Source organism: Breoghania sp. L-A4, assembly GCF_003432385.1.
GTDB lineage: Bacteria > Pseudomonadota > Alphaproteobacteria > Rhizobiales > Stappiaceae > Breoghania.
In genome coordinates, this window is the sequence record NZ_CP031841.1 from 4,006,856 (window position 1) to 4,028,827 (window position 21,972).

General features: G+C 66.8%; 21 protein-coding genes and 1 pseudogene. 11 read left to right on the forward strand and 11 right to left on the reverse strand.

Annotated elements, in window-relative coordinates; genetic code table 11:
- Window positions 1-192 precede the first annotated feature (192 nt).
- From D1F64_RS24825 to D1F64_RS24830, 7 genes and pseudogenes are all read left to right on the forward strand, one after another.
- Window positions 193-1,173 carry an ABC transporter substrate-binding protein gene (locus D1F64_RS24825; RefSeq protein WP_248304798.1) on the forward strand — a complete coding sequence of 327 codons (981 nt, stop codon included), beginning with the start codon at window positions 193-195 and terminating at the stop codon, window positions 1,171-1,173.
- A gap of 447 nt (window positions 1,174-1,620) precedes the next feature.
- Window positions 1,621-2,388, forward strand: a complete 768-nt coding sequence (locus tag D1F64_RS18400; protein ID WP_117413595.1) for an ABC transporter ATP-binding protein — start codon at window positions 1,621-1,623, stop codon at window positions 2,386-2,388.
- Window positions 2,381-3,214: an ABC transporter permease gene (locus D1F64_RS18405; protein ID WP_117413596.1), complete on the forward strand. Its 834-nt coding sequence runs from the start codon at window positions 2,381-2,383 to the stop codon at window positions 3,212-3,214. The genes D1F64_RS18400 and D1F64_RS18405 overlap by 8 nt, the downstream gene beginning before the upstream one ends.
- Window positions 3,211-4,467, forward strand: coding sequence for an FAD-dependent oxidoreductase (locus D1F64_RS18410; RefSeq protein WP_117413597.1), 1,257 nt, complete (start codon window positions 3,211-3,213; stop codon window positions 4,465-4,467). The genes D1F64_RS18405 and D1F64_RS18410 overlap by 4 nt, the downstream gene beginning before the upstream one ends.
- Window positions 4,468-4,920: 453 nt before the next feature.
- A complete protein-coding gene (cpaB, locus tag D1F64_RS25190) occupies window positions 4,921-5,763 on the forward strand; it encodes a Flp pilus assembly protein CpaB (protein WP_117413599.1) in 843 nt (280 codons plus the stop codon).
- The gene (locus D1F64_RS25195) at window positions 5,730-5,999 is read left to right on the forward strand and encodes a hypothetical protein (protein ID WP_256372879.1); all 270 of its coding nucleotides are present in this window, start codon (window positions 5,730-5,732) and stop codon (window positions 5,997-5,999) included. Before cpaB ends, D1F64_RS25195 begins: the two co-directional genes overlap by 34 nt.
- A gap of 452 nt (window positions 6,000-6,451) precedes the next feature.
- A pseudogene (locus D1F64_RS24830) lies at window positions 6,452-6,556 on the forward strand (pilus assembly protein N-terminal domain-containing protein); the annotation flags it as partial.
- Window positions 6,557-6,570: 14 nt separating this feature from the next.
- On the opposite strand, the gene D1F64_RS24835 reads toward D1F64_RS24830, so the two are convergent.
- On the reverse strand, window positions 6,571-6,795 hold the full coding sequence (locus tag D1F64_RS24835; protein ID WP_248304838.1) for a hypothetical protein: 225 nt from the start codon (window positions 6,793-6,795) through the stop codon (window positions 6,571-6,573).
- A gap of 80 nt (window positions 6,796-6,875) precedes the next feature.
- Window positions 6,876-7,049, reverse strand: coding sequence for a hypothetical protein (locus D1F64_RS24840; RefSeq protein ID WP_248304839.1), 174 nt, complete (start codon window positions 7,047-7,049; stop codon window positions 6,876-6,878).
- Between D1F64_RS24840 and D1F64_RS24845 the strand changes: the two genes are divergently transcribed.
- Entirely contained in the window at window positions 7,042-7,677 is a 636-nt protein-coding gene (locus D1F64_RS24845; RefSeq protein ID WP_248304506.1) for a hypothetical protein, read from the forward strand. The two genes, D1F64_RS24840 and D1F64_RS24845, sit on opposite strands and share 8 nt — an antisense overlap.
- Window positions 7,674-7,967, forward strand: a complete 294-nt coding sequence (locus D1F64_RS18435) for a hypothetical protein (protein ID WP_117413601.1) — start codon at window positions 7,674-7,676, stop codon at window positions 7,965-7,967. Before D1F64_RS24845 ends, D1F64_RS18435 begins: the two co-directional genes overlap by 4 nt.
- A gap of 540 nt (window positions 7,968-8,507) precedes the next feature.
- On the opposite strand, the gene D1F64_RS18440 is transcribed toward D1F64_RS18435, so the two are convergent.
- The 7 genes from D1F64_RS18440 to D1F64_RS18465 all read right to left on the reverse strand — a co-directional run bounded on the left by D1F64_RS18440 (window position 8,508) and on the right by D1F64_RS18465 (window position 16,352).
- Entirely contained in the window at window positions 8,508-9,029 is a 522-nt protein-coding gene (locus tag D1F64_RS18440) for a tetratricopeptide repeat protein (RefSeq protein WP_117413602.1), read from the reverse strand.
- A 157-nt stretch (window positions 9,030-9,186) separates the two neighbouring features.
- Window positions 9,187-9,396: a hypothetical protein gene (locus D1F64_RS24850; protein ID WP_248304507.1), complete on the reverse strand. Its 210-nt coding sequence runs from the start codon at window positions 9,394-9,396 to the stop codon at window positions 9,187-9,189.
- Window positions 9,384-12,491, reverse strand: coding sequence for an error-prone DNA polymerase (locus tag D1F64_RS18445; protein ID WP_248304508.1), 3,108 nt, complete (start codon window positions 12,489-12,491; stop codon window positions 9,384-9,386). The genes D1F64_RS24850 and D1F64_RS18445 overlap by 13 nt, the downstream gene beginning before the upstream one ends.
- A complete protein-coding gene (locus tag D1F64_RS18450) occupies window positions 12,488-14,152 on the reverse strand; it encodes a DNA polymerase Y family protein (RefSeq protein ID WP_162901640.1) in 1,665 nt (554 codons plus the stop codon). Before D1F64_RS18450 ends, D1F64_RS18445 begins: the two co-directional genes overlap by 4 nt.
- Window positions 14,076-14,882 (reverse strand): hypothetical protein, encoded by an 807-nt coding sequence (locus tag D1F64_RS18455; RefSeq protein ID WP_117413604.1) that lies wholly within the window; start codon window positions 14,880-14,882, stop codon window positions 14,076-14,078. The genes D1F64_RS18450 and D1F64_RS18455 overlap by 77 nt, the downstream gene beginning before the upstream one ends.
- Window positions 14,883-15,047: 165 nt before the next feature.
- On the reverse strand, window positions 15,048-15,521 hold the full coding sequence (locus tag D1F64_RS18460) for a L,D-transpeptidase (protein ID WP_248304509.1): 474 nt from the start codon (window positions 15,519-15,521) through the stop codon (window positions 15,048-15,050).
- 12 nt (window positions 15,522-15,533) lie between these two features.
- A complete protein-coding gene (locus tag D1F64_RS18465) occupies window positions 15,534-16,352 on the reverse strand; it encodes a helix-hairpin-helix domain-containing protein (RefSeq protein WP_248304510.1) in 819 nt (272 codons plus the stop codon).
- 232 nt (window positions 16,353-16,584) lie between these two features.
- Between D1F64_RS18465 and glk the strand changes: the two genes are divergently transcribed.
- Entirely contained in the window at window positions 16,585-17,562 is a 978-nt protein-coding gene (gene glk, locus D1F64_RS18470; protein ID WP_117413607.1) for a glucokinase, read from the forward strand.
- Window positions 17,563-17,583: 21 nt separating this feature from the next.
- Here glk and ppsA read toward each other — a convergent pair whose 3' ends face one another.
- Together ppsA and D1F64_RS18480 are read right to left on the reverse strand one after the other, a co-directional pair.
- Entirely contained in the window at window positions 17,584-19,962 is a 2,379-nt protein-coding gene (gene ppsA, locus D1F64_RS18475; RefSeq protein WP_117414712.1) for a phosphoenolpyruvate synthase, read from the reverse strand.
- Window positions 19,963-20,041: 79 nt separating this feature from the next.
- Window positions 20,042-20,413: a hypothetical protein gene (locus D1F64_RS18480; RefSeq protein ID WP_205470536.1), complete on the reverse strand. Its 372-nt coding sequence runs from the start codon at window positions 20,411-20,413 to the stop codon at window positions 20,042-20,044.
- Window positions 20,414-20,698: 285 nt separating this feature from the next.
- Here D1F64_RS18480 and D1F64_RS18485 point away from each other — a divergent pair, with 285 nt between their 5' ends.
- Window positions 20,699-21,955 (forward strand): ABC transporter substrate-binding protein, encoded by a 1,257-nt coding sequence (locus D1F64_RS18485; RefSeq protein ID WP_117413609.1) that lies wholly within the window; start codon window positions 20,699-20,701, stop codon window positions 21,953-21,955.
- The last annotated feature ends 17 nt before the right edge of the window (window positions 21,956-21,972 follow it).

Here is a 21,972-nt window from a genome sequence, read left to right on the forward strand (position 1 = left end):
GACGCCATCCTCAAGCGCGACGTCGCGGCAGCCTTGCGCTGCCTCAAGACCGATATCGAAGACAGCCTCAACCGCGGCATCGCGATCGGGGGCCTTCGAGCGTTTCCAAGTAACAGGCTGCGGAACGAAATCCGCCGCCACCAAGGGAGGACTACCATGCTGACAATTAACAGACGCCACGCGCTTGGTCTGATGGGCGGCGTCGCCGCCACATCGATGTTCGGCCTGCCGGCCCGCGCCGCGAACACCAAGGTGAACGTGGGCGCGCTGCGCTTCACCAGCCACGCGGCCAGCTTCGTCGCCTTCGAGCGCGGCTATTTCGCCGACGCCGGGCTCGACGTTGAGTTCAAGTACTTCCAGGCGGCCCAGCCGATGGCGGTCGCGGTCGCCTCCAAGGACGTCGACTACGCCGTCACCGCCATTTCCGGCGGCCTGATCTCGCTGGCCGAGAAGGGCGCGGCGAAGGTCATCGGCGGCGCCTTGTCCGAGGAGAAGGGCGTCGACGGGCAGAAGATCCTGGCATCGGACGCCGCCTTCATGGCCGGGCTCACCGATCCCTCCAAGCTGGACGGCAAGTCCTGGGGCATCACCCAGGCGGGATCCTCGTTCCATTACATGGGCGCGAAGATCGCGGCGAAGGAAGGCGTCGAGATGCACTTCAAGCCGCTGCAGAAGACCGGCGCGATCATCGGCGCCATCAAGTCCGGCCAGATCGACGCCTGGTCGATCGTGCCGCACATCGCCAAGCCGCTGGCCGGCTCGGGCGCGGTGCACATCATCGGCGATGTCGCGGACTACATCCCCGACTACCAGGTGACCACCGTGTTCACCTCGCCGGAGAACGCCGACAACGAGCGCGCCAAGACCGAAGCCTTCCTCGCCGCCTTCGCCAGGGGCGCGGCGGACTTCAACGCGGCGCTGGTGGACAAGACCGCGGGCGACGCGGCGGCCGACGACATGGTCAAGCTGATCCACAAGTACGTCTACACCGACCGCCCGTTTGAGAAGGCAGCCCCCAGCATCATCAACGGCGCCATGCGCATCAACGAGGGCGCCGCGATCAACAAGGCGTCGGTGACCGATCAACTCGACTGGTTCAAGTCCGAAGGCCTGGTCAAGGACACGATCACCTACGACATGCTGGTGGACAGCTCCTACGTGCGGACGCTGTAAGCGGCGTTGACAATTGAATCTGGAGCAAGTGAGGCTATCTCAGGATTCTCCAAAATGGCGATGTCATCCCGGCCCCAGAGCCGGGACCCAGTAAACGCCGACGCCAGGTTTGGCGCGCTGCAACCGGCGACAACGGCTACTGGGTCCCGGGTCTCGCTTTGCTCGCCCGGGATGACATTGAATGATGTTTGGGAAAACACACTGATACTCACAGGCTCTGGATCGGATCCGTTTCTTTCAGAAACAGATCGTGACTTTCGCGCTTTGCCTGGCGCAAATCCGGACGGACAACCGGCGTCCACTTGTCCTGGACTTGCTCCAGACCGACCGGCGCCCAGCCCTCAGGGCCGGGACACAAAAGCCGGCGGCCCCACGCTTTTGGCCCCATCCGCGGGACGGGAACTTCCCGTCCCGCGACCCAGCCGTTTCTGAACACACGGATATCCCATGGACCTGCGCCTGGAAAATATCAGCCATTCCTATGGAAGCATGGAGGTCATGCGGGATATCGACCTTGAGATTCCCGCCGGCAAGATCGTGTGCATCGTCGGCCCCTCGGGCTGCGGAAAATCGACGCTGCTGCGGCTGATCGGCGGGCTGGAACGGCCCACATCGGGCCGCGTCGTGCAGGTCGGCGCGCCGCCCGCCGACAGCATCAATCCGCTGACCTACGTTTTTCAGGATTTCGCGCTGCTGCCCTGGCGCACGGTGGAAGGCAACATTTCGCTGGTGCTGGAAGATCACGGCATCAAGGCGCGCGAAGCCGAGGAGATCATCGCCGACGTGCTCGCGCGCACCAAGCTGAGCGAATTCCGCAAGGCGCTGCCCAAGCAGCTGTCCGGCGGCATGAAGCAGCGCGTGGCGATCTCGCGCGCCCTCGCCGTCCGCCCCGCGGTATTGCTGATGGACGAGCCGCTCTCCGCACTCGACAGCCAGACCCGCGAGCTGCTGATGGACGACCTCGTCAGCCTGTGGACCCGCGAACCCTTCACCGCCGTCTATGTGACGCACAATCTCAACGAGGCCGTGCGGCTCGGCCACTCCATCGTGGTGCTGTCGCGCCGTCCCGGCCGCATCCGCGAAATCGTCGAAATCGACAAGCCCCTGTCCGACCGCGCGCTCGGCGACACCGATCTCGAGCTGCAGCAAAAGCACCTGTGGAACCTGATGCGCGACGAGGCCGTGGCGGCCGACAAGGAGTTGCTTGATGTCTGATGTCTCTCAGGCCGCAACGCCGGCACAACCAACAGAGCCCGCGCAGCGCACGGTCGACTTCCGCGGCGGCGGCTTCGTGCCGCAGTCCAAGCGCTGGGTCGGACTGGTGGTGTTCGTGGTTCTCATCGCGTTCGCCGAAGTGGGCACGCGCTCGGGCTTCATCTCCAACCTGACGCTGCCGCGCCCGTCCGCAGTCTTCGCCACCTTCGTCGATCTGTGGCAGAGCGGCCTTTTGTGGAAGCACCTCGTCCCCTCGCTCAGCCGGCTCGTGGTGGGCGCCAGCATCGGCGCCTCGGCGGGCATCGGCGTCGGCGTGCTGATCGGGCTGTTCTCCTTCATCCGCGCCGGTCTCGTGCCCCTGGTCGCCGCCATCTTCCCGATCCCGAAGATCGCGCTGCTGCCGCTGTTCGTGATCTGGTTCGGCATCGACGAAACCTCGAAATACGCGCTCATCGCCTTCGGCACCTTCACGCCGACGGTGGTGGCCACCTACGGCGCGGTCGACAACGTGGACCGCTCGCTGATCCGCATGGGTCAGAGTTTCTCGCTGTCGTGGTTCTCGATCATCACCAAGATCGTGCTGCCCGGCGCCATGCCCGGCATTCTCTCCGGGCTGCGCGTCAGCCTGGCGATCGCCATCATCCTGCTGGTGGCGGCCGAGATGCTCGGCGCGGAATACGGCATCGGCGCCTACATTCTCGAAGCCGGCTCGCTCTACGATCTCGAACGCCTGTTCGCCGGCGTGGTCATTCTGTCCGTCATGGGCGTCAGCGTCAGCGCGGTGATCGGCCTGTTTGAAAACCGCTTGCTCGATTGGCGCACATGACCCGTAAAACCGAATCCCACTACGACGTCATCGTCGCCGGCGGCGGCGCGGGCGGCATCGGCGCGGCCCTTGGGGCTGCGCGCACCGGGGCGAAGACCTGCCTGATCGAGAAATACGGCTTTCTCGGCGGCGCGGCGACGCATTCCCAGGTGCTGGCCTATTGCGGCTTCTTCCAGCAGGGCCTGGAACCGGTCAAGGCCGTGGGCGGGGCCGCCGATCTGGTGCTCGACGCCCTGCGCGCCACGGGCATGGATGGCGCGCCCTACCGCTCGCCGACCACCGGCAACTGGATCATCGTGCTGGAGCCGGAGGGCGTGAAGCTGGCGCTCGACCGGGTGCTGGCCGCCCATGGCGTGGACGTGCTGCTGCACAGCCGCGTCGCCGCGGTCACCCGCACCGGCAAGGCGATCGAATCCGTGGTGGTCGCCGGGATGGACGGCCGCGAGCGCCTGACGGCGGAAGCCTTCATCGACGCCACGGGCGACGCCAACCTGTCGCTGGTCACCGGCGTGAGCATGCAGACCGGCAACGAGCACGGCTATCTGCAGGCGGCCTCGGCCCCGATCCGCGTCGGCGGACTGGCGCCGGATCTGAAGGTCGACCGCGCGGCGATCATCAAGGCGCTGGCCTTTTACAACACCACCGGCGACTACCCGGTCGCGCGCACCGACGGCGGCATCTACACGCGCATGCCGGGCTCGGGCGATCTGTGGTGGATGATCATCGATCTGCCGATGCACGATCTGTCATCGCAGACATTCTCCAGGGCCGAACGCATCATGCGCGCCTCCGCGCACGACTACGTGCAGGTGCTCAGGGAGACCGTGCCGGGGTTCGAGAACGCCTATCTGGTGCAGACCGGACCGCAGATCGGCGTGCGCGAAAGCCGCCATCCCAAGGCGCGCCTCCGCATCACCGGCGAGGATCTCATCAAGGGACGGCAGCGCCCCGACGGCGTGGCCCGTGCCGGGTGGCCGGCGGAACTGCACACCGAACTCGGCAAGCCCGAATATCACTCCGTGGGCGGGGCGGGGTATGCGCATGTGCCACTCGACGCGCTGCGCTCCGCCGAGATCGACAATCTGTATTTCGCGGGCCGCACCATCGGCGCCGACGACCTCGCCTATGGTTCGATCCGCGTCATGGGCACGGCGTTCGCCACCGGCGAGGCTGCGGGCGTCGCCGCCGCCAATCCCGAGCTCGACGGCGCGCAGGTGGCCGAGATGATCACCGAGATGGGCGGGCTGGTTTAGGGCCCTTTGCGAGGTCCCCGGCGGGACTCTTCAGACGTGCCGCGCGGCGGCATGCACGGTTGGATCGCCCTGGCGTCATATTCGCCGTGTCATACTCTCCGTGTCATGCCCGCGAAGGCGGGCATCCAGTAACCACAATCCCCACGGCCTGTGCATCGACGCCGGCCACACGGGATACTGGATCCCCGGGCAGGCCTGCGGCCTCCCGAGGATGACACCGAGGAGGAACGGCATTGACTTCAGAGAGAACCGTGCCGACGCGTCGGCGCGCCCAAAATCCATTTTTGAAAATTAGTTCAAATTGTCACCGCGTGATGAACGCAACGGTGATCCCTCTTCGGTAGGCTCTTGAAGGTTTGGACGCCCAGTGTCCATGCCGCAAGGCGGCCGTAGCGCGAGGGTTTCGCGCAACGGGCCGCTTCGCACAAAGCCAATCGCTTCCGTGAGGACCCTGTGTCGATACTCAAGAAACCAGAGGCCGAACAGGCCGATGCAGAGACCACAGGCGAGCGCCGCCAGGGTGAGCGCCGCAAGGGCGGCGACCGCCGTCAGCCCGGCCGCGAGGGCGAGTACCAGGGCGAGGAGCGCCGCAAGCTCGACCGCCGTGGTCCGGAGGTCTTGCGCTCCGAACTGCAGTGGACGCGCGCCGCGGAGGCTCACGAAGGGGGTATCAAGGCAAGGAGCCGGCGCATGCTGCGCGGATTGTTCAACAAGCCATCGCGCATTCTGGTGCTGCTGATGGCGCTGGGCTCGGGCGGCGTCGCCGCCTTTCTGACAACGCAACGCGACGTTCAGCCAGCCCTGCCGGTCATTCAGGCCGCGCCTCAGGTCGTCGCCGCGAAGACGACACAGATCCTGGTCGCGAAACGCGAGATCGGCGTCGGCGAACAGATCTCCGAGACGACCGTCGCCTGGGAGGACTGGCCGGAAGCCTCGTTGCGTTCCGAATACATCACCGCCGCCGCCGCGCCCATGGCCATCGCCGAGATGTCCGGATCGGTGGCGCGGTTCGAGATTTTCCCCGGCGAGCCGATCCGCGCGCAGAAGCTGGCCAGCGCCTCGCAGGGCTATCTGTCGGCCGTGCTGAACGCGGGCATGCGCGCCGTGTCCGTGTCGGTCGCTGCGGAATCCGCCTCCGGCGGCTTCGTCAATCCGAACGATCACGTCGATGTGGTTCTGACCCGCAAGGGGCCGGGCGCTCCTCCCAGGACGAGTCCTCCACCGGCACACGCCAGTCGCAGACGATCCTGCACAATGTGCGGGTGCTGGCGATCAACTCGCGACTTGGAGAAATGAACGCCGAAGGCGAGGTGAAGAAAGCCGACGTGCGCCGCGCCGAGAACTTCACGAGCCTGGCCATCGCCACGCTGGAACTCGACCCCACCAAGGCCGAGGTGCTCATCAACGCATCCACCGTCGGGCAGCTGTCGCTGGTGCTGCGCTCGGTCACCGACTTCGCCGAAAACGCCCCGGCGGAGAATCGCGGGTCGAACCAGGCCATCCGGATTTCCAGCCCGTTCTGGACCAACTGATTTCGCCCCTGTCCCGGCGCCAGGCGAACCCGGCGCCCCCGCGAACGGCGGATCGGAGCATCACGCGCGCACCCTCGACAAATTGCGCGCCCCAGGATGGTCAATCGAGCGGCAACCGCCCCGTTTCCCAACAGACGGCCCCGGCCGGCGTGCGAATTACGTTTCCCCGTTAAGACCCCGTTGACCAAACACTGCTAAGCCTTGGGCGTTGGTCTGAAACAACAGCAAAGCATCGCAGATTGACCGGTCCTGCAAACACTCCCTGTAAGTATTCATCCCAAGCCATGGCGCCGGCCGTTTTCCTGCGGCTTGTGATCCTTGGGAGCCTGCTCGGCGCCCTTCTGATGTGGGCCGGGCTGAGCGCCGCGCGCGCGCAGACGATCGAGTACGACCTGACCACCACATCGGTGATGCGGATTCATCTGCCCGTCTCCCAGGCGGTGACCGTGATGATGTCTGAATCCGTCGGCAAGATCGTCTCCGCCGATCCCTCCATCGCCGATGCGCAGCCGATCACCGACCGCTCGCTGTATCTGGCCGGCAAGAGTTTCGGCACCACGACGGTCAACCTCTATTCGGCCTCGGGCACACCCGTGGGTCTGCTGGCGGTGGAAGTCGGCGCCGACACCGGCGACATGACCCGCTCCATCCGCGCGGCCATGCCCAGCTCCAACGTCACCGTCAGCACGGTCAACGGCCGGGTGCGGCTTGCCGGATCCGTGGCCGACGGCCCCTCGATGCAGAAGGTGCTCGATATCGTCGCGCAATACGGCAGCCCCGCCGTCGTCAACACCATGACGATCGCGGGGGCCAGCAGGTCAACCTGGAAGTCCGCATCCTGGAAGCCCAGCGCGAGGCCGGCCGGAAACTGGGCATTCAGTGGAACGCCTCGGGCAACGGCGGATCGGCAAGTATCGGCGGCGATCCGGACGGTCCGGCCGGCACCGCGGCCTCCTTCTCCTCCTTCATCGCCAACATCATTTCCGGCGGCACCGGTTTCAGCCTGTCCACGACCATCAACGCGCTGGAGAGCAAGGGGCTGGTGCGCACGCTGGCCGAACCGAACCTCACCACGCTGTCAGGCGTCACCGCGAGCTTTCTGGCCGGCGGCCAGATTCCGATCCGTGTGCCCGACGCCAACGGCAACGCGACGATCTCCTACAAGGATTTCGGCGTCCGGCTGGCGTTCACCCCCGTGGCGCTGGACGACGACCGCATCCAGGTGCAGCTCTCGCCCGAGGTCAGCGGCATCGGCAGCTTCACCGCCGCCGGCGATCCGGTGTTCACCACCCGCAAGCTGAACGCCACCGTGGAACTGCGCGACGGCCAGAGCTTTTCCGTCGCCGGGCTGCTGCAGAACCAGGCCAACCTGAAACAGGACCAGTTGCCGTGGATCGGCGACGTGCCGATCCTGGGATCGCTGTTCAAATCCTCCAGCTACGAGAAGAACGAAACCGAGCTGGTGGTGATCGTCACGCCGCGGCTGGTCCAGCCGACACGGCCGGGACAGGTGGCCGCCTCGCCGCTCGACAACACCCTGCCCGCGAACGACGCCGAGTTCTTCGCGCTGGGCAAGATGGAAGTGACGCCGGAGATGATCGAGAAGTTCCAGACAGGCGCCGGTATCGCCGGTCCGTCCGGGCACATCATCAATCTCGGAACGGAGGCCGCCCAATGAGCGCACGGATCGCACGGACCGGCTGGCGCACCGCCGCCCTCGTGGCTGTTACGGCCATGGCACTGGGCGGCTGCGTCTACGACTACACCCAGAACAGCGACCGGATCTCCTACAAGGCGGGCGACGCGGTGAGGGCCAATCTCGAGCGCGAGACGGTCGATCCGTCCAAGGCCTCGATGAACCGTCTTGGCGGTCTGGGCAAGAACGGCGTCGTGATCCCGACGCTCACCGAGGAGTCCGCGGACAAGGGCGCCGGGGCTCCAGAGCCCACGACACCGTCGGCGGACTGACCGCCTTCGATCCCTTGGAGCGGTTTTGCTTTCCATTGAAACAGGTGGCCGCTCCCGTCAATCGGGGTATCGTGCCAAAAATTGGGCCAGCCTCCCAACATGTGGCCTATCCTTCGAGACGCCTGCTAACGCAGGCTCCTCAGGATGAGGTTGAGCCTGTGGTAATTTCATAAAATATATCAATACGATGACGTCATCCTGAGGAGGCGCGCCAGCGCCGTCTCGAAGACCTCATCCTGAGGAGGCCCAAAGGGCCGTCTCGAAGGATCGGGCGGCTTATTCGGCCGGGCCTCCAGCTCTTGTTCTTCAGGCACGGGCGCGGTCGCCCGAGCATGGCGAAACAGATGATTCCGTGAAAGATGGAATTGCCCCAGTGGAATTGCCCCATCCCGCTCTCTGCGGGAGAGGTCGGCGCGAACGCGCCGGGTGGAGAGTATGAATTGGGTCGGTATCCACGAGAGCGTTCATTCCCTCACCCCAGCCTTCTCCCCGTGGGAGAGGGCGGATACGGATGGTTCCTCCATGGACCGAAACGCCCCCCTACACCCGCGCTTCGCCCGCGCCCTTGGCCAGCATCTTGAGATTGTTGGTGACCACCACGTTTTCCGGGTCGAGCTTCTGGGCCTTGCGGAAGTTGCTGAGCGCGGACTTCAGGTCACCGCGCAGCATGTAGGAATAGCCGGCGTTGTTGTAATACTGGGTCGTGGCGCCGGAGAGATTGTACAGCGTCGCGTAGACACGGTCCGACAGGTCGAAACGGCGCAGCTTGTCGTAGGAGGCGCCGAGGCCGACATAGCCTTCCTGGTTGTCGGGCGACAGCTCCACGACGCGCTTGTACAGCGCGGCGGAGTAGCCGAAATCGTTGTTGCGGAAATGGTTGCGGGCTTCCACCAGAGCGCGGTCGGCGGTGTAGGCGTTGAGGTTGGCGGGACCGGTCTGCGCCAGCCTGGCGTCGCCCCATGTCGTGGTGCTGCCCGTGATGTCCGTGGTGCAGCCCGACAAGGCCGCGACCGCGACGGCAAAGAGTCCCAGACGTACTGATCTGACGCAGAGGCGATACATGTCCCCGTCCCTCTTCCTGCAACCGGCGCCAGACGCGGCGCCACATCAACACGGCAACGGTAGGGCGGGCGGGGTTACAGCTGGTAAATACGCGGCCTTTAACGCGCGTTAGGCTGAATCGCGGGTTAAGACGGGAGCGGACTCTTGTCGGTTTTCTCTAGTGGAAATTGCGGCCCGCGGGCAGCGCGGCGCGCATGGCCGCCTCGTCGGGTTGTGCCGCGCGCGCCGCCGGACGGCTGGCCAGCGGCAAGGGTCCGTGCGCTCCGGTGACCCGGGCCAGCGCCGCCGAGCCGATGTCGTGCCCGTCCGCCACCGCCAGCAGCGCAGGCGTGAAATCGCTCAGCTCTCGGGCGATCAGATGCACCACCAGCCCTCCTTCTGCACCTGCCCGCGCACCCGCAAAAGCCGCGCGCCCAGCACCACCTGGCGGTTGGCCTCGAACACCTTGGGCCAGACGATGACATTGACCACGCCGGTCTCGTCTTCGAGGGTCTCGAAAATCACCCCCTTGGCCGTGCCGGGACGCTGGCGCACCAGCACCAGCCCGGCGGTGGTCGCCATACGGCCGTTGGGAGTGGCGTTGATCTCCGCCGCCGTCAGCAGGCCGTTGTCGCGCAAGGCGCTTCGCAGGAAACTCACCGGATGCGCCTTCAGCGACAAAGACAGGGTGCGGTAGTCGTGGATCACGTCCTCGCCCGGCGGCAGCGGCGGCAGATCCGCGTCGGGCTCTTCATGCGCGGCCGGGCCTTGCGCCGCGGCGAACAGCGGCAGCAGCTCCGCCCCGTCGCGGCCGCGCAGTCCCTTCACCGCCCACAGGCCATCGCGCCTGCCAAGACCCAGGGAACGGAACGCATCGGCGCGTGCCAGGCGCTCCAGCACGGGCAATCCCAGGCCCGTGCGCAGCCACACGTCGCGCACCGAGTCATAGCCCTTGCCGCGCTTCTCCGCGATCAGCCGCGCCGCTTCCTCCTTGAAACCCTTGATGCGCGAGAACCCCAGCCGCAGCGCATGTACCGAATGGATGTCGCCGCGCATCTCCGCGTGCCGCTCCCACAGATGTTCCGCGGCGCGCGCGCCGTCCTCCAGCGTGTTCTCCATGAGCGAATGGTTGATGTCGACGGGCCGGACCTCGACACCGTGCTCGCGCGCGTCGCGCACGATCTGCGCCGGGGCGTAAAACCCCATGGGTTGCGCGTTCAGAAGCGCGCAGGCGAAGACGTCCGGGTAATGGCACTTGAGCCAGCACGACACATAGACCAGCAGCGCAAACGATGCCGCGTGGCTTTCGGGAAAGCCGTAATCCGCGAAGCCCTCGATCTGCCGGAAACAGCGCTCGGCGAAATCGCGCTGGTAGCCGCGCGCCAGCATGCCTTTGATCAGCTTGTCGCGGAACCGGCCGATGGTGCCCGAGCGGCGGAACGTCGCCATGGCCCGGCGGAGCTGATCGGCCTCGCCCGGCGAAAAACCACCCGCGACAATGGCGATCTGCATGGCCTGTTCCTGAAACAGCGGAATGCCCAGCGTGCGCTCGAGCACCGCGCGCAGCTTGCCGGGCATGCGCTCGTTGGGCGGCATGCCGCGCTGCCGCCGCTTGAGATAGGGATGCACCATGCCGCCCTGGATGGGGCCGGGGCGCACGATCGCCACCTCGATGACCAGATCGTAGAATTCCTTCGGCTTGAGCCGTGGCAGCATGGACATCTGCGCGCGGCTTTCGATCTGAAAGACGCCGAGCGTGTCGGCGCGCCGGGTCATCGCGTAGACCCGGTCGTCCTGATCCCGCAGCACACCGGCGAGCGTCAGCGGAATGCCGTAATGGCTGTCCATCAGCTCGAACGCCTTACGCACACAGGTCAGCATGCCCAGCGCCAGAACGTCGACCTTCAGGATGCCGAGCGCGTCGAGATCGTCCTTGTCCCACTCCACGAAGGTGCGGTCCTCCATCGCCGCATTGGCGACGGGGATGCAGTGATCCAGCCGGTCCTGGGTGAGCACAAAGCCGCCCACGTGCTGGCCGAGATGGCGCGGAAAGCCGATCAGCTGCTTGACCAGGGCGAGCACCATGGCGAGCGCCGGATCGGTGGCGTCCAGCCCGGCGGCGGCGACCATATCCGCGTCCAACCCCTTGGACGAACTGCCCCAGCGCAGCCCGTTCAGCGCCTCCACCATATCGGCCGAAAGCCCGAACACCTTGCTCACCTCGCGGATGGCGCTGCGGCTGCGGTAGGTGATGACGGTGGCGGCCAGCGCCGCGCGCTCGCGGCCATATTTCGCATAAAGATACTGGATGACCTCCTCGCGCCGCTCGTGCTCGAAATCCACGTCGATGTCCGGCGGCTCGTCGCGCTCGGTCGACAGAAACCGCCCGAAGACCAGATTGCCGACCATCGGGTCGACCTCGGTCACCCCGAGGCAGAAACACACGGTGGAATTGGCCGCCGACCCTCGCCCCTGGCACAGGATCCCACACTCCTCGCGCGCGTAGCGGACGAGATCGTGCACGGTGAGGAAATACGGCGCGTACTGCTTTTCCGCGATCAGCCTGAGTTCGGAGAGCACCCCGCGCCTGACCTTGAAGGGAATGCCGCCGGGATAGCGCTTCTTCGCCCCCTCCCAGGTCAGCCGTTCCAGGGTCTGCTGCCCAGTCTCGCCGTCGCCGATGGTCTCCTCGGGATAATTGTAGCGCAGGTCCTCAAGCGAAAAGCGGATGGCGCGCGCAAACCGCTCCGTCTCATGAATGGCGTCGGGGTGCTCGCGAAACATCCGCGCCATCTCGTGCGGCTCCTTGAGATGCCGCTCGGCGTTCACCTCCAGCCGCCGCCCGGCGGTCTGCAGCGTGCAATGCTCGCGCACGCAGCTCAGCACGTCCTGCAGCGGCCGGCGGCCGGGCTCATGGTAGAGGATCTCGTTGAGCGCGATGAGCGGCACCTGCGCGCTGTTCGCCAAGGCGGCCAGCCGGTTCAGCCGGGCGCGGTCGTCGCCGCGATGCCGGCAGGCCGCCCCCAGCCACACCCGCCCCGGCCCAAGAGCGGCCAGATCGCGCAAGGCGCGTTCGATCCCGTCCGGCTCATCGGGCGCGAGGATGAACTGCTGGCCGTCGGCGTAAGCGCTCAGGTCTTCGAAATGCAGAAGGCAGTCGCCCTTTTTCGCCCGGCGGTTGCCCAGGCTCAGCAGGGCGCAGAGCCGCCCGTAGGCCGCGCGGTCCACCGGGCAGGCGATCACATCCGGCGTGCCGTCGCAGAACACCAGCCGGGTACCCACGAGATAGCGGAAGCGCGGCGCGAACTCGACGACCTGGCGCATGGTCATATGCGCGCGCACGACGCCGGCGAAACTGTTGCGGTCGCACAGCGCCAGCCCGCCCAGGCCGAGGGAGGCGGCGCGGGCGACGAGTTCCTCGGGATGCGAGGCGCCGCGCAGGAAGGAGAAATTGGACAGCGCGCCGATCTCGACGTAGCTCATGCGAACAACCCGTGAATGAACCAGCGTGGGCGGTCGGTCTCGGTGGTGTAGAGCCCCTCGCGAAACAGCCAGAAGCGCCGCCCGGAGACGTCCTCGGCGGTGTAATAGTCGCGCGTGAAGGCGCCCTCGCCGGGCTGCCACCATTCGACGCCGATGCGCTCCGGTCCGGCGGCCTTCACAAACCGGTAGCCCTGCCGCCGCCACTGCATGCGCACCGGCGGCCCGTCCGGCACCTCGGCCACCACCGTCACGACTTCCGGCGCGGGCAGCAGCCGCAGCGGGCGTTTCAGGGTCGGATCGGCCGCCGACTGAGCGGCCTGGCCCGCCTGCGTCACCGCTGGCGCCAGGGTCACGGCGCGCTCGGGGATGTGGGTGTCGGAAAACCGGGGCCGCAACACCGCCTGCGCGCCCAGCCGGCTCGACAGCCGGTCGATCAGCAGATCCAGATCGATGGCGCCATCGCCGGTGCCGAACGCCCCGCTCTGCACATCGGGCAGTTCCGAGACGGAGCTGGCCGCGAGCTGGATCGTCTCGATGCCGAAGCCGGCGTCGAATTCCTCGACCAGCTTGCCGATGCGGTTGGCAAAAAGCCGCGACACGTGGCCTGCGTCGCGGGTCGCCTGCGCCGCGTTGACCGCCAGATGCATCAGCTTGTGATCCACGCGGTAAAGCATCAGGTGGAAGGTCTGCGCGCCCAAACCCGCCTGCTCCAACTGCGCGGAAAGCTGCTGCGCCAGATCGCGCGCCGTCATCAGCACATCGTCGATCAGCGCGATGGGTTCGGCGAAATTGCGCCGGGCGCGATAATCGATGACCGGCAGGCGCGGCACCAGCGGCTCCCGCGCGCGCCCCAACGCCTGATCCAGCCGGGTCAGCAGCGACAGGCCGAAGCGAGCGCCCAGCCCCGCGCGGTCACGCCCGAACAGCTGGCCGACGGTCTTCAGGCCCATCTCGTGCAGTCCCGCGATCTGCTCCGCACTCAGCCGCAAGGCCGCCACCGGCAGCGGGCCGAGCGCCTCGACAAGCGCCGGGCCCTGCCTCTCGGGCTCCAATCGCGCCTTGCCGTGCCTGTGAAACCCCGCGCCCTCCTCCCGCAGCGCGGCGGCTGAGGGCGGCGCCCCATCGTCGTGAGCCAGGCCGCACGGCCGCACGATCTGCCCCGGCGCGAAACGGCCCAGCGCCAGCGCCGCGCCGATGCTCGGCGCGATGGCGCCTTGCACGGAAAAGCCGAAGCCTTGCAGCCGCCGCAACGCCATTGCCAGCATCGCGCGCTCGCCGCCGAACAGATGCGCGGCGCCGGTGATGTCGACGCACAGGTCCTCATGCGCCGACCAGTCGCGGACGACCGCGACGATCGGCGAGAGATTGCTGTGCCAGTCGGCGAATTCGGTGAACAGCCGTTCGGTCTCCGCCCGGTCGATCTCGCGCGCGATGATCCCGGGGCACATGGCGCGCGCATCGCTCAGCGTCTGGCCGGTCCCCAGCCCGCAAGCCCGCGCCCGGTCGTCGAGCGCCACCAGCCGCATGGCGTTGTTCTGGCGCTCGTAGAGCACCAGCGGCGCGGCGCTGCCCGCCAGCAGCGGGTCATGCCGTTTCAGGCAATCGGTCGCCCAGCGCGGCAGATGCAGCACCAGGTAGCGCCGCTCGGCGACCGTCCGCATCTCCCTTTGGTGCAAGTGCAAAGCCATTGTCCGTCCAGTCCACAGTCCACGTGCCGCCCTCGGTTTTGCCGCCCGCGCGTCCAAGCCCTTTCTCCAGCGTGACCTGCCACCGCGCGTGTCCCGGCGCGCGGTTGTCGAAAGGCATCGCGGCGCTTGGTTGCGGCGTCACATGCCAGCGGAAGCTGGCGGCGCTCGCCTCCCGCTCGCCCCCGTAGCGCATGAGAAAGATCGAGGCGCCTGCGGCTTCCGCCCGCAGCCCCAGCCGCCGGGAGGCCGTGAAATCCAGCGCCTTGTGGTGGCTGCCGATGTCGGCGATGACGGCGGCCACAGCCGGACAGGCGGCCGCCTCCTCTCCCGCCCACAGAAGATCGGTGATCGAGCGGGTGCGGCCGAGGATCAGATGCGCGGGATCGAGCCCGAAGCCGGCCAGCCCCGCGCCATGCGGCATGCCGTATTCCTGGCCCTCATGGGCGATCTGCAGCCAGATGACGGCGTGCCGCGTGACATCCAGAAGCCCGCGGATCTGCCCCAGCGTGAAGCCGAAGACGCCCGCGGAATGGCTGAAATGATCGGTCCAGACCTCGTGCAGGACGCCGGCGGGACAAGCCATGAAGGGCACGCCGGTTTGCGCCGGCGCAGCCACGGGCACCCCCGGCATGGGGCGCTTTTCCAGCTTGGCGATATCGCCACGCAAGCGGGCCAGAAGGGCCGTTTTCGTCTGAGGATCCATGAGATGATGCCGCGTTCCATTAAAGAACAAATAGGGAACATCATCTGACGTCAGAGAGTCAAGCTGGCAAAATCCACAGCCCCGGCTCAGCAGTGGAGGAGCTGGATTGCACGTTAAAAATTCAAGCAAACCATGCCGGCAGAGGCTGCGACTCCAGCCGCGCTTTCAGCGCGTGATGACGATCTCCGTCGCCGCCCGGCCATAGCGTTTGACGAGCTCGAAGAGCGTGCGCGCATGGTCGGGATGCAGGCGCACGCAGCCATGCGAGGCGGGACGTCCGAGATTGCGCAGTTCCGTGGTGCCGTGGATCGCATAGCCATGGTAGAAAAAGATCGAATAGGGCATCGGCGCGTAGTCGTAGATCGTCGAGTACCACATCCGCGCCAGCCGCACGGGCCTGAACCGGCCGGTCGGCGTGCGGTAGCCGCGCCGCGCGGTGGATACCCGCCAGCGGTAGGCCACACGGCCGTCCAGGCTCACCTGCATGGTCTGCCGCGACAAATCGATCCGCACCCCGACATTGGCGGCGAGGGCCGGCATTGAAGCCAGCCCCGACATCAGCACGCAGGCCAAGAGCAGCACGGCCAGCATGCCGCCGCGCGGCAACCCTCCCGCACTACGTCGCCTCAGAATGTCCATCCGGCTCCCCCCTCACCGATCATCGTTCAGTTGCGCGCATTCCTCCTCGCGGCCCCGCACCACCCGCCTGCCCGCCAGCGGACCGCGCGTCTCGGTGACCACCGTGCAGCGGCCTTCCGCATGCCCGTCGCTCTCGAAATAGATCACCACCCAATCGTCGTTCCTGCCGAGCTGATGGGCGAGCGCCGTGTTGGAAAACAGCGCGGTGAACTGCCACTCGCCGAGCCGGGCGTGCATCACCGGCAGCCAGGCCTCGCCGGTGGGATTGAAGCGCTTGGGCGCGATCCTGCGCAGGCTGCCCGCCGCCGCGCGCTCGCGATAGCGGGCATCGATCTCCAGGATCAGGTCGACGCCGGGGACGGCGTCCGCGCGGTGCTCGCGCCGGAAGACCGGACGGCCCAGCCGCTCCGCCAGCACGGCGGCGATCGCCTGGCTGCGGCGCGGCCCCAGGCCCGCGATCCGGACATCGCCCAGATGCAGCGCGGCCTCCAGATCCTCCAGCGTCTCCAGATGCATCTCGTCGGCAAGCCGCGCCGCGAGTTTTGGCCCGATGCCCGGAATGGTCTGAAAAAGCTTCTCCGGGGAGAGCTCGCCGCGCAGCCGTTCGAGCTGCGACCAGCGGCCGCTCACCACCAGTTCGGCGATGGCGCCCGCGATGCCCTTGCCGATGCCCGGCAGCGCGATCAACCCGGCACGCCCCTCCTGCTCCAGGATATCGGCGACGGGCCGTGGCAAGGCCGCGACCGTCTCCGCCGCCTTGCGATAGGCGCGCTCGCGAAACCCGTCCGCGCCCTGCTGCTCGAGCAGATCCGCATAGTCGCGCAGCTTCACGGCGATCGAAGCGTTCGCGCGCTCTCCCGCTCCGCGCCCGGACGCACTGGTTCGGGTCCGTGCCGTCTTGTCCGGCGTTGCTTGAGCTCTTGCCAACGCGCGCCTGCCTTTTCGAAATCTCTCCCTCGTGAAAACCCACGATACGCGACGCACCGCGCCACGCCTTGATCCCCATCAAGGATGCGCGGTCCGGCGCGCGTCATAAAGAATAGAACGGGAAGGACCGATCGAGATGCCGGACGACAGAAGGCGCGCGCTTGTGGGCGACATCGGCGGCACCCATGCCCGCTTCGCCATCAGCGACATCGACCGGCTGACCATCGAGCATTTCACCCTCTACAAGACCAGGGATTTTAGCTCCTTCGAGGACGCGGTGAGCGCCTATTACCGCGCCATCGACGAACGCCCGCGCATGGCCGCCTTCGCCATCGCGGGACCGATCACCGGCGACACGGTCGCTCTGACCAACGCTCCGTGGTCCTTCACCACCGCCGGAATCCGGGAGGCCACCGGGATAAAAAACGTCACCCTGCTCAACGATTTCGAGGCCATCGCGCTGTCGCTGCCCTATCTCGCGGACAGCGATCTGCAGCGGATCGGCGGCACGCAGATCAACGAGACCGCGCCGCGGCTGGTGCTGGGACCGGGCACCGGCTTCGGCGTCAGCGGGCTGGTTCCCGTGGCCGACGGCTGGAGCGCGACGTCCGGCGAGGGCGGGCATGTGTCCTTCGGCGCCACCAGCGCCCGCGAAATGGCGATCCTCGAGCATCTGGCATGGGAATTCGGTCATGTGTCGATCGAGCGGGTGCTGTCGGGAAGCGGTATCGAGGCCATTCACGCGGCGCTCGGCCGGCTCAAGAACGGCCGGACCGCAACCCTGCCGGCGGCCGAGATCGTCGCCCGCGCGGACGCTGGCGGGGATGCGCACGCGACGCAGACGCTGTCGTGTTTCGTCTCAGTGCTGGCGCGCACCGCGGGCGATTTCGCGCTGGTCTTCGGCGCGCGCGGCGGGGTCTATCTCGGCGGCGGCATCGCGCCGAGGATCCTGACACACCTGACCTCCGGCGCCTTCCGCAAGGCGTTTGAAAACAAGGGACGGATGTCGTCCTACCTGGCGCAGATCCCCGCCTTCGTCATCACGGCGAAGGATCCGGGACTGCGCGGCGCGGCCGTGGCGTTGGCGCAGAAACGTCCGGCCAAGGCACACTGACAACCGTTCGGAACCGGCGCGTCAGCCCTCCGCCGCCGCGACCTGCTTCTTCACCGCGACGAAACTGTCCGGCGTCACCGAAATGGAATCGATGCCGCTCTCGACAAGGAAGCGGGCGAATTCCGGATGGTCGCTCGGCGCCTGGCCGCACAGCCCCACCTTGGCGCCCGCCTGATGCGCCTCGCGGATGACATTGGCGATCATCCATTTCACCGCCTCGTCCTGCTCGTCGAAAAGCTCCGACAGCAGTTCCGAATCCCGGTCGACGCCCAGTGTCAGCTGCGTGAGGTCATTGGAACCGATGGAAAACCCGTCGAAACGCTCGGCGAAGGATTTCGCCAGAATGACGTTGGAGGGGATCTCGCACATCACGTAGACCTCCAGACCATCCTCATGACGGCGCAGGCCGTTCTCGGCCATGACCTCCAGCACGCGGTCGGCCTCGCGCACCGAGCGGCAGAAGGGGATCATCACGATGACGTTGGAAAAGCCCATCTCTTTGCGCAGCCGCCGGATCGCCCGGCATTCCAGCGCGAAACCCTCGCGATAGGCGTCGGAATAGTAGCGCGAGGCGCCGCGAAAGCCGATCATCGGGTTCTCTTCGGCAGGCTCGAATTCCGCGCCGCCGATCAGCCCCGCGTATTCGTTGGTCTTGAAGTCGCTCATCCGCACGATGGCAGGCTTGGGGTGGGCGGCGGCGGCGATCCGCGCCAGACCGCGCGCCAGCCGGTCGACGAAATACTCCGCCTTGTCGTCATAGCCCTCCGTCAGCTCCGCAATCGCGCGCTTGGCCTCCGCGTCATGCAGTCTGTCGAAGCCCAGCAGCGCCATCGGATGGATGCGGATGTGGTTGGAGATGACGAATTCCATGCGCGCCAGTCCGACGCCGTCGGCCGGGATCTGCCACCAGCGGAAGGCGGCGCCGGGATTGGCGAGATTGAGCATCACCTTGGTGGCGGTCGCCGGAATATTCTCGAGCGCGGCCTCGCGCACCTCGAAATCCGCGATCCCTTCGTAGACGAATCCCTCGTCTCCTTCCGCGCAGGACAGGGTCACATCCTGTTCGGAGTGCAGAAGCCTGGTCGCGTCGCCCGCGCCGACGATGGCCGGCAGGCCCAGCTCGCGGCTGACGATGGCGGCGTGCGAGGTGCGCCCGCCGTGATCGGTGATGATGCCCGCGGCGCGTTTCATGATCGGCACCCAGTCGGGGTCCGTCGTGCCCGTCACCAGGATGCTGCCATCGACAAAGTCGCCGATATCCGCCGCGCTCTCGATGAGACACACCCGGCCCGCGACGACCGCATCGCCGATGCTCAGCCCCGTCACCAGCACCCGGCCCCTGGAGCGGATCTCGTAGCTGCGCAGCGAGGACATGTCGCGGCGCGACTGCACCGTCTCGGGCCGGGCCTGGACGATGAACAGCTCACCGGTGTCGCCGTCGCGCGCCCACTCGATGTCCATCGGGCAGCCATAGTGGGCCTCGATGCTCACCGCCCAGCGCGCCAGCGTGAGAATATCGTCATCGCCGAGCACCAGCGCCGCCCGCTCCGCCTTCGACGTCGGCACGGTGCGCGTCGGCGCCGCGCCCTGCGCGTAGATCATCTTCTGCGCCTTGGCGCCCGACCGCCGCTCGATGATCGGCACCAGCGAGGGCTCCGCCAGCAACGGCTTGAACACCACATATTCATCGGGATCGACGGTGCCCTGGACCACGGTTTCGCCCAGCCCCCAGGCGGCGTTGATCACCACCACCTTGTCGAAGCCGGTTTCCGTGTCGATGGAGAACATCACGCCCGAGCCGCCCCGGTCGGAGTGCACCATCTGCTGCACGCCGATGGACAGCGCCACCTTGAGATGGTCGAACCCCTTCACCGCGCGGTAGCTGATGGCGCGGTCGGTGAACAGCGAGGCGAAGCAGCGCCGGCAGGCATCGAGAAGCGCGTCCGCGCCGCGAATATTGAGAAAGGTTTCCTGTTGGCCGGCGAAGCTGGCATCCGGCAGATCCTCGGCGGTGGCGCTGGAGCGCACCGCGACATCCACATCCGCCCGGCCGGTGCGCGCGGCCAGTTGCCCGTAGAACGCGGTGATGGCGCTCGCGAGATCATCCGGCCAGCGCCCGAGCAGAAAGGCCTTGCGGATGCGCGCGCCGGTCTCGGCAAGCGTGGCGGCTCCCTCCGTCAACGCGGCGAGCGCCGCCTCGATCTCCGTGCGCAGGCCGTTGGCCTCGAGATAGCGCCAATAGGCATCCGCCGTTGTGGCGAAGCCCGGCGGCACGCGGATGCCCTCCGGCGTCAACGCACTGACCATCTCGCCGAGCGAGGCGTTCTTGCCGCCGACACGGCCGACATCCTTGCGGCCGCATTGCTCGAACCAGACAACGCTTTCGGTTTCGCTGCTCATCATCACGGCCCCGTTGTCACTGCACGGATCATCCCGGCTCAACCCTAGGGCCGGGCCGGCGCCGAAGGTATGACGTGGATCAACGCGCGGTCCCCGGCCCCGCGCCACGCCGCGCTGCCTCGCGCAGGCTCATCAGGTAGGCCACCACATCCGCCTTCTCCTGATCGAACAGGCGGAACGTCGTCATCGGAAAATGATCCTCCCGCAAGAAGCGCGTGAAATAGGCCCGGTCACGCCCGGGGCGCAAAACGATCTGCTCATAAGGGGGCGCCATGTCCGGATCCGGCCTGTCGCCGGCGCGCAGATGACAATCGCGGCACCATTGCTCGACGACCACCCTGCCCCGCGCAACGGCGTCATCGGAATGGGCCGGCGCCACCGTGCCCCACAGCGCCAGGATGCCCATCAGCAGCGCAGCACCGGGCAACCGGCCTCGCACACGCCTGTTCACATCCATCTCTCCATGTCTCCATGCCTCTATGTCTCCACGCCAGTTCCCTCTTCCGGAACCGCCCGCTTCTGCCGCAGCGCCAGTCCCTGCATCATCAGCGACAAAAAGCGCTCCACCCTTGACCCCGATCAAAGCCAAGCGCCGGCAAATGCCATTTGCTGGGATCAGAACCGAAGTGCCCGTTCCAGCGAGAACAATAAAATCACTCGAGACGCAAACAAATCCGCGCTGAACGACAGAACAACATTCAGGTCACCGAGGTCGGAAACCGAAGGGAGACGTCCAATGTACATGTTCAGGAAACTCATGATGGCTTCGGCCGTTGCTGCAATGATCCTGCCGGGCGCCGCCCGGGCCGACGGAACCGTTGAAGTTCTGCACTGGTGGACATCCGGCGGCGAGGCCAAGGCCGTCGGCGAGTTGAAGAAGGCCTTCGAGGCGCAGGGCGGCACCTGGATCGACAGCCCGATCGCCGGCGGCGGCGGCGATGCCGCGATGACGGCGCTGCGCGCCCGCGTGGTGGCCGGCAATCCGCCCACCGCCGTGCAGCTCAAGGGTCCCGGCATCCAGGAATGGGCCCAGCAGGGCGCGCTCAATGACGTGGAGGCCGTCGCCGAGACGGAGACCTGGGACGCCGTTCTGCCGCCCGTCCTCGCAAGCATCATGAAATACGAGGGCAAATACGTCGCCGCGCCGGTGAACATCCACCGCGTGGACTGGATGTGGGCCAACCCCGAGGTGCTCGCCAAGGTCGGCGTCACCGAATTGCCCGCCACCTGGGACGAGTTCAACGCTGTGGCCGACAAGCTGATGGCGGCGGGCATCACCCCGCTCGCCCATGGCGGTCAGCCCTGGCAGGACGCAACCGTGTTCGAGGACGTGGTGCTGGGCGTCGGCGGCGCGGATTTCTACCGCAAGGCGCTGGTCGAGCTGGACCAGGACGCGCTGACCAGCGATACGATGGTCAAGTCCTTCGACCAGCTGCGCAAGATGCGCGGCTATGTCGATCCGAACTTCTCAGGCCGCGACTGGAACCTGGCAACCGCCATGGTGATGAAGGGCGAGGCCGCCTTCCAGATCATGGGCGACTGGGCCAAGGGCGAGTTCCTCGCCGCCGGCAAGGTGCCGGGCAAGGACTTCATCTGCGCGCCGACGCCGGGCAAGGGCTTCGTGCTGAATTCCGACAGTTTCACCTTCTTCAAGGTGCAGGGCGAGGACAACCTCAAGGGCCAGCAGGTCCTGGCCAGCCTGATCATGTCGCCGGAATTCCAGGAGACCTTCAATCTGGCGAAGGGTTCGATTCCCGCCCGCACCGACGTGAGCCTCGACAAGTTCGACGTCTGCGCGGTGAAATCGCACGACGACCTGCTCGCCGCCATCAAGGCGGACACGCTCGTGCCCTCCATGGCGCACGAGATGGCGATTCCGCGGTCGGTCCGCGGCGAGATCCTCGATCTGGTGACGAATTTCTTCAATTCGGACATGAGTTCGCAGGACGCCGCGACGGACCTCGCCGCCGCCGTGAAACGCGCCCAGCTCTGAGAGCCGCGACACGGGCC

Bases quoted from the DNA above. Each gene is read 5' to 3' on its own strand.
- D1F64_RS24825 (WP_248304798.1), top strand. From the start codon at position 193: ATGGGCGGCGTCGCCGCCACATCGATGTTCGGCCTGCCGGCCCGCGCC.
- D1F64_RS18400 (WP_117413595.1), top strand. From the start codon at position 1,621: ATGGACCTGCGCCTGGAAAATATCAGCCATTCCTATGGAAGCATGGAG.
- D1F64_RS18405 (WP_117413596.1), top strand. From the start codon at position 2,381: ATGTCTGATGTCTCTCAGGCCGCAACGCCGGCACAACCAACAGAGCCC.
- D1F64_RS18410 (WP_117413597.1), top strand. From the start codon at position 3,211: ATGACCCGTAAAACCGAATCCCACTACGACGTCATCGTCGCCGGCGGC.
- D1F64_RS24835 (WP_248304838.1), bottom strand. From the start codon at position 6,795: ATGGTGTTGACGACGGCGGGGCTGCCGTATTGCGCGACGATATCGAGC.
- D1F64_RS18435 (WP_117413601.1), top strand. From the start codon at position 7,674: ATGAGCGCACGGATCGCACGGACCGGCTGGCGCACCGCCGCCCTCGTG.
- D1F64_RS18440 (WP_117413602.1), bottom strand. From the start codon at position 9,029: ATGTATCGCCTCTGCGTCAGATCAGTACGTCTGGGACTCTTTGCCGTC.
- D1F64_RS18445 (WP_248304508.1), bottom strand. From the start codon at position 12,491: ATGAGCTACGTCGAGATCGGCGCGCTGTCCAATTTCTCCTTCCTGCGC.
- D1F64_RS18450 (WP_162901640.1), bottom strand. From the start codon at position 14,152: ATGCGGACGGTCGCCGAGCGGCGCTACCTGGTGCTGCATCTGCCGCGC.
- D1F64_RS18455 (WP_117413604.1), bottom strand. From the start codon at position 14,882: ATGGATCCTCAGACGAAAACGGCCCTTCTGGCCCGCTTGCGTGGCGAT.
- D1F64_RS18460 (WP_248304509.1), bottom strand. From the start codon at position 15,521: ATGGACATTCTGAGGCGACGTAGTGCGGGAGGGTTGCCGCGCGGCGGC.
- glk (WP_117413607.1), top strand. From the start codon at position 16,585: ATGCCGGACGACAGAAGGCGCGCGCTTGTGGGCGACATCGGCGGCACC.
- ppsA (WP_117414712.1), bottom strand. From the start codon at position 19,962: ATGAGCAGCGAAACCGAAAGCGTTGTCTGGTTCGAGCAATGCGGCCGC.
- D1F64_RS18485 (WP_117413609.1), top strand. From the start codon at position 20,699: ATGTACATGTTCAGGAAACTCATGATGGCTTCGGCCGTTGCTGCAATG.